General features: G+C 52.8%; 5 protein-coding genes. 3 read left to right on the top strand and 2 right to left on the bottom strand.

Going from position 1 to position 6210, the window contains the following annotated elements; genetic code table 11:
• A partial coding sequence (locus VMX18_02015; GenBank protein ID HUT22166.1) for a hypothetical protein occupies positions 1–1132 on the top strand: 1132 nt, incomplete at its 5' end.
• A gap of 88 nt (positions 1133–1220) precedes the next feature.
• Here VMX18_02015 and VMX18_02010 read toward each other — a convergent pair.
• Positions 1221–1922, bottom strand: a complete 702-nt coding sequence (locus VMX18_02010) for a PEGA domain-containing protein (GenBank protein HUT22165.1) — start codon at positions 1920–1922, stop codon at positions 1221–1223.
• Positions 1923–2237: 315 nt separating this feature from the next.
• The gene (locus tag VMX18_02005; protein HUT22164.1) at positions 2238–2831 is read right to left on the bottom strand and encodes a transposase; all 594 of its coding nucleotides are present in this window, start codon (positions 2829–2831) and stop codon (positions 2238–2240) included.
• A gap of 233 nt (positions 2832–3064) precedes the next feature.
• On the opposite strand from VMX18_02005, the gene VMX18_02000 reads away from it, so the two are divergent.
• Positions 3065–3673 carry a hypothetical protein gene (locus VMX18_02000; protein ID HUT22163.1) on the top strand — a complete coding sequence of 203 codons (609 nt, stop codon included), beginning with the start codon at positions 3065–3067 and terminating at the stop codon, positions 3671–3673.
• A gap of 18 nt (positions 3674–3691) precedes the next feature.
• Positions 3692–6001 (top strand): C39 family peptidase, encoded by a 2310-nt coding sequence (locus VMX18_01995; GenBank protein HUT22162.1) that lies wholly within the window; start codon positions 3692–3694, stop codon positions 5999–6001.
• Positions 6002–6210: the final 209 nt, after the last annotated feature.

The raw sequence follows: 6210 nt of genomic DNA, 5'->3' as shown, positions 1-6210 counted from the left end.
CAATGAATATCAGGCGCTCTCAAACGCGCAGCAAAGAGGGGAAAACAATAATAGTGTGGGAACGGATTATTTGGATACCTCGGTGAACGACAGCACCGCGAAATACTGGAACACCGCTCCATTAACCAGATTGAATGATTTGTTCGCGAAAATTTATGATGTTTACCGATGGCAATCCGTTTATGACGGCATGAGCGCCACCAACGCCGCCACCTCGGCTGATCCCAAGTGGTACAGGTTCTTCAATTATGAACCGGTCGGCGCGGTAAAAGACAATGCTTACACCATCGTGACAACCGCGCCCAATACAACCGATATCCCGTCAGTGGCCGGCGTTGAGGTGAGATCAGACCGCACATATAAAGCAATTCCAAACACGATCACCCTGAAAACCGTCAGCGGCAGATACAGCGATGGTTTGGTGAAAGGCTACAACGGCCAGCTGGTCGTGTCAGCGCAGTTCTTCGGTTGGGCCGATGACAACCACATGCCGATTAAGCGCGTGCAAGTTCATTGGGAAGGCACGGACGTGACTTCCGGTTCTGCCGAAGGGCAATACAAAAATTACAAAGCTGTCTGCGCCAATAATGAAAACGAAGCGGTCGGCGAGTGCTCCGGAGCCGGCAATACTCATGAAATTGCCTGCTATTCGGACGATGATTGTCCTTCAATTGATCCGCAGTGCGCTTTGAATGAGTGCCAAGGCAGTGTTACCGTGAACTGCAAACGCATTTCCTTCGGCTCGGTTCCTCAAGCCTGCGACAGAAAGTATTTCCAAAAGACTTATGTTTATAACTGTCTGCCCGGTGGAGAGAATCTGCCTGCTTGTCCCACTAATATCGAGTCTTTAAGCGCCGCCAATCTCAATGACCCCAAGCTGATCCAAGGCTGCTTCGACGACAATGGCGTCATTGATCCGAAAACCAATCAGCGCATCGGCGCTGACAAAGGCGTGTGCATTTATCGACCGGGCGCGCAGATTTTGGATAACTGGGATTGGTGCAATGGAAGTTGCGAAGGAGCGGGGAAGGGATGTTATAATGTTATAGCTCCAGGGAATCCTCAAGAAAGATGTAATGATAGTACAGATGCTTATACGAGATTTAATGGATTAATTGCTGTCGAGCCTTAATAAAAAATGTTTAAAACGAAAAACTCCTTGAGGCGAGCGCGCTTCAAGGAGTTTGGTTTTGGCTTCGTGGAAGCCTGGTTGGCACGGCTTAGAGAGCCGTGTAGGTGTCCGTGTAGTTCGTAGTGATGTCGGTGTACGTCATCGAGATCTCGGATGTCCCGATCTCGAACGTCGAGTGCCACTCGGCAGTGCCTTCCGAGATGTTGATCTCGATCATCGTTTCCGAGACCTTGACCAACGGCCAGGGGAGGTTCTCTTGGCAGAAACCGATGGCCACGGCGTCGTAGTTGCCCTCGCCCCACCATTCGTCGTACTCGGCCGAAGGAGCTTCGACACGCACGTCTCCGATGGTGCCGACGTCGCAGCTGGCACCCTCGTCGAGACGCCACTGCCGCTGGAGGAACATGAAGTCCTCGAGCGGATTCACGTTCGCCGGCAGATCCGCCTCGACCCGACTGCCGTCCTGATCCGGGCAGAAGGTGTCCTGCCAGCGCTGGTGGCCGGACAGCTCGAGCGCCACCGTGTGGCAGGAATCCCTGGTCATTTCGACTTCTCCGGGGGTGTCTCGCCCCGTGTCCACGTCGTCCACGATGATCGTGGCGCCGTCGGGATTGCTCTCGACAGTCACCATGACGGTCTCGGGGTTGACGTGATCGGTCTTGCCGTTGTCGATGGCCGGACCTTCGTCCGTGCCGGTGATGGCGTCCTCGGGGACGCCGTTGTTGCCGGTGTCGCAGCTGGTCAGAGCCAGAGCGAAGAAGGCCGCCATGAACAGTTGCATCGTCTTCATCGTATCCCTCCGTAGACGTTCACCGCCGCGACATGCGAGCGGTTGTGTTCGTGAAATGAACATTCCATGATACCCCGGGGAATCACTTTTGTCAAGGGAAAGCCCGATTTCGTGGGCAGTTTTAGCGAAAAACGTGGTTTTTCGTCGCCTTAACACCATGATCCCCTCTACTTATATTGTATGACTAAAATCTTGGTTTTGTCAACAAAATCGGTGGGTAAATAAATGATGTCGACGGAAAATAATCCGGATGTACGTGTGGGGAACAAAAATATTTGTTCCCTACGGCTGCGTCGATTTGGAGAATGTTCGACATTATTTATTATTTCTATCACGATGCCATTTCATCGGATTATTTGTAATGTACCGTTGAATTCGCGCCATCGCGTTTTCATCGCGGATGATGTGGTCGTGGAATTTTTTCTGCCATTCAAAATATTCAAAATTATTATTATTGCACCATTTTTTCACCGCCCCTTTAAAATGATTTATGATCGATGAAATCGATTTTTTTTGCAATGGACCGAATTTGCGAACATAATGATGATGATTTGACGGGCGTTGTAGAGACGCGCCGCGGCGCGTCTCTACAACCGACCGCGGGGCGGTTTTTACGGTCAAATCATCATCATTATTGATTAAAATAATCCCGTGCATGTGGTTTGGCATTATTTGAAAAATATCCAATCTGGCGGTTGGGAAACATTTCGGGATTTTTAACCAAAAATTTTTTGCGGTTAACCCTATCTCCGATAATATCATTTTATCGTTATCAATGTTTCCCAAAAACGTGTTAGCGTTTTTAACGCAAATCGTAATAAAATAATAGGCCTCATCGCAATAATCCCATCCTTTCAACCGTATCGAATCAATTCTGTATTTGTTTTTATATAATTGATTGTCAAACATAATTTTGTTTACATTATCATTTTCCCAAATTCTCCCTCATTTGCCCACCGGATTATGTCAGCCTTCGCTGACATATTTTTTTCAATGAATATCTGCGTGATTTCAAATGTTGTTCAAGGTGGATAACATTTTTTTTCATTTCCTGATTTTATTTCGTTACGCTGGAAACAGTGATAGAGGCTGTTCATTGCAAACCTTGGCGTCCCTAAAAAAGGGACAAGGAAGATGCGATCATGTTTCCGAAAATCGCGTGTCTGGCGGTCTGGGTCTGCTTGGCGATCATGTGCTTCGGTTGCCGGCAGGGGAGAGTGTCAAATGAAACGGCGGTGGAAAATCCGCCGGAGACGAGCGAGCCGGATGACAATTGTCCGGTTCGAATCGAGAACTTTTCCGGGCTGTTCTTCGATTGCCCGGACGGCTGGATGGTCGCGACCGAGAGCGAGCGCGTGGTCTCGATCAAAAACACGGATCGGGAAGTGATGCTGTCCGCGGGCTTCGCGCCGGAAGACTACTTCTTGCCGAGCGGCAACGTCAATGACGAGAAGTACGCGGACCAGTACGCGCTGATCAGGCTGGAGTCGTTCGATTTTCAAATCGAGCGGGTCGGCGACTGGCAGCGGTTTCTGTCGGAAAACGCGCCCGAGATCTCGGCGTTCGAAGAAATCGAGCTCGATAACGGCCTCACGGCCATCGAGCCGACCGGTTTTTCCGGCGCTCTGCTCGGGGATGAGGCCTTGATCATTTCCTTGCCGGAGCGAGTGGTGATCGCCGCCTTGCACACGCAAGGCTGGCAGCCCGACGCTCACGCGACTTTCTTGAACCTGGTCAACGGCTTGCGCTAACAAAAGCGCGAAAGGAAGATGGAAATGAAAAGGTTGGCGAAAATCGTTTTGGTCGCGATCGTGTTCATGTTCTCGACAACCGCCATGGCCGAAGAGGCTCTGCTGTCAGCGCCTTTCATGAGCCAAGTGCCGCCGGGCAACTGGCAGTACACCAGGAACTGCGGACCCGCGTCCGCGCTGATGCTGGCCGGCTACTACTTGAACTTCACTCCCGGCGAAGACGACTTGAGCGCGGTCGTGGACTGGCTCTACGACAGGGAAGTGATCGCGCCGCAGGCGGGCATTGATTCGTCCAACGGCAATTACACGGATCTCGACGATCTCAAGTATTTGCTCGAGGACTACTTCGATCTCGCCGGTCCGCAAAAGGTTTACGCCGGAGAAGCCAAACAGGAATTCATCAAGGAGCAAATCAGGCGCGGCAATCCGGTCATCGCGGCCGTGCGCCTGAACATGAAAGCCACCGGGCCGGGTCACTTCATGCTGGTCATCGGTTTCGACGACCAAGGCGTGATCGTGCACGACCCGGGACACAGCGCGGAAAACGGAGGCTTGTCCAAGCACTATTCCTATTCGGAGTTCCTGGCCTCGTGGGCCAGCTGGAGCTACGCGGCTCTCCACCTCGGCCGGTTCGCTTCTTGGCATCCGGACGGGACGCTGATCAAGGGCGATCTCGAGCCCAAGGTCTACGTTCTCCTCGATGGCGCCAAGCACTGGGTCGTGAATTGGGAAGTCTTCCTGGCTCACGGCTTCGACTCCAACTTGATTCTGGAGGTCAGTCAGACAGAGCTCGACTGCTATCCGGAATCTTGGACGGTTGACTGGCAGCCTTATCGCGAAGTCTTTCGCGTGGCCGGCGCCAGCTGGCATTACCTGCTGGAAAAGCAATCGGCCAATGACCAGGGCTGCATGATCTACAAGTTCGCTTCCGCGCTGGCCGCGGAAAGCTGGGGCTATCTGCCCGAAGACATGCCCGTGCTGTCCGCGTCGCAAGGTCAGCAAAAGCTGTCCGTTTGCGATGAGGGTGGCATTCTGCACATCAGAGACGGACGGCTGGTCAAACCCGAACCGGCTCTGACCAATCAGGGCTTTGGCCAGGGCGCGGTCTTTGTCATTTCAGGCAATGGAGTGGCCAGACCGTTCGCGAATTTTCAAGTATTTTCGCAAATGGGCTACGCGAGCGGTCAGATCTGGACCGTGGACGCGGCTCAAATGCTCATGAGCGTCGCCGGTTTCGGCGACCTGATCACCGTCGAGAACATCAACCGGTGTTTCGCAAATCCCGAAGGAGGAGGCAACTCATGCCTCGATGGGGATGAGCTGGAAACCTATTCCGGTTCAAGCGAGACGGTGAACGTCGGTTCGTGCCGGACCAAGATCGAAGAATGTTTTGCCGGAGATTGGCATCAGATCAGAAACGAGGTCTTGCCAATCTCGGAAACGGCGGACGGCCTCGACAATGACTGCGACGGCGAAACGGACGAGGATTTTTCGACACCTGTCGAATGCGAAGAAGGTCAAATTTTCAGCGCCTACTCCGGATCGATCGAAACCTTCGGCATCGGTCCTTGCCGGCCGGAGATTTCGGTCTGCCAAAGCGGACACTGGGTCATTTCTCAAGACGAGGTCCTGCCCGAGCCGGAGCAAAACGACGGGCAAGACAATGACTGCGACGGCCTGACCGACGACGGCTGGAATCAATATCCCGATCCGCCGCAAGACGACGAAGAATGCGTGGATCATCAGATGCAAACTTCGTATTCCGAAGCGAGCGAGACGATCGGGGTGGGAGAATGCCGGCCTCGAATCGAGTATTGCGACAACGGCGTCTGGCAGACGATCCAAGATGAAGTCTTGCCGAGCGCCGAAGTGGAGGACAACGCGGACAATAACTGCGATGGTCAAACGGACGAAGATTTTTCTTCGTCATTGCCGCCTCAGTCTTCGCCGGATCAGACGCCCGATTTTTGGGCGGCGAAATCCTGCGGTCAGCGCTGTTTGGCCTTTAACAGCCAATACTTGACCGGAAAGCCCAACGCGGCTTTCGCGGTTGGAGAATTGCCGGACATGGGCTGGTCGCTTCAATCCGGCATGCAAATGGCAATCGACGCGGACGGCTATTACCGTCTGCTTTTGCCCGCCAATACCTTGGCCGGCCAGTATAGCGTCTCGTACATGAGCGAGTCGGGCGCTTGGGCGCAGTATGGAGATTCGCTCTACGATGATGTCGGACCGTTTCGCCGCTGCGGTTTCGACGGCAGCGCGTACACATGCGGCATCAAGTTCAGTCTGACCTCGACCGGCGACATCTCGCCGAGCGGCGGCTGAAAACAGCAAAAGGGCATTTTCTTATAAATGCTCTTTTAAAATACATAGAGCGGAAAGGCAAGCTTTCCGTTGGTGAGGAAAAAACGCCATCAACCCAACAAATTGCCCAAAGGCAAATCCATCAACAATCCAATACCAGCGGAGAGCTCGCCTCTCCGCTTTCTCCGTTTTTTTTTATCAAATAAAAAAATCCCGATTTGATTTCGGAA

The organism is Candidatus Bipolaricaulota bacterium (assembly GCA_035528115.1).
Taxonomy (GTDB): Bacteria; Patescibacteriota; Patescibacteriia; order UBA11705; family DATKZF01; genus DATKZF01.
The sequence above is the reverse complement of the archived record's forward strand: the minus strand, read 5'-3'. Positions and strand labels throughout refer to the sequence as shown.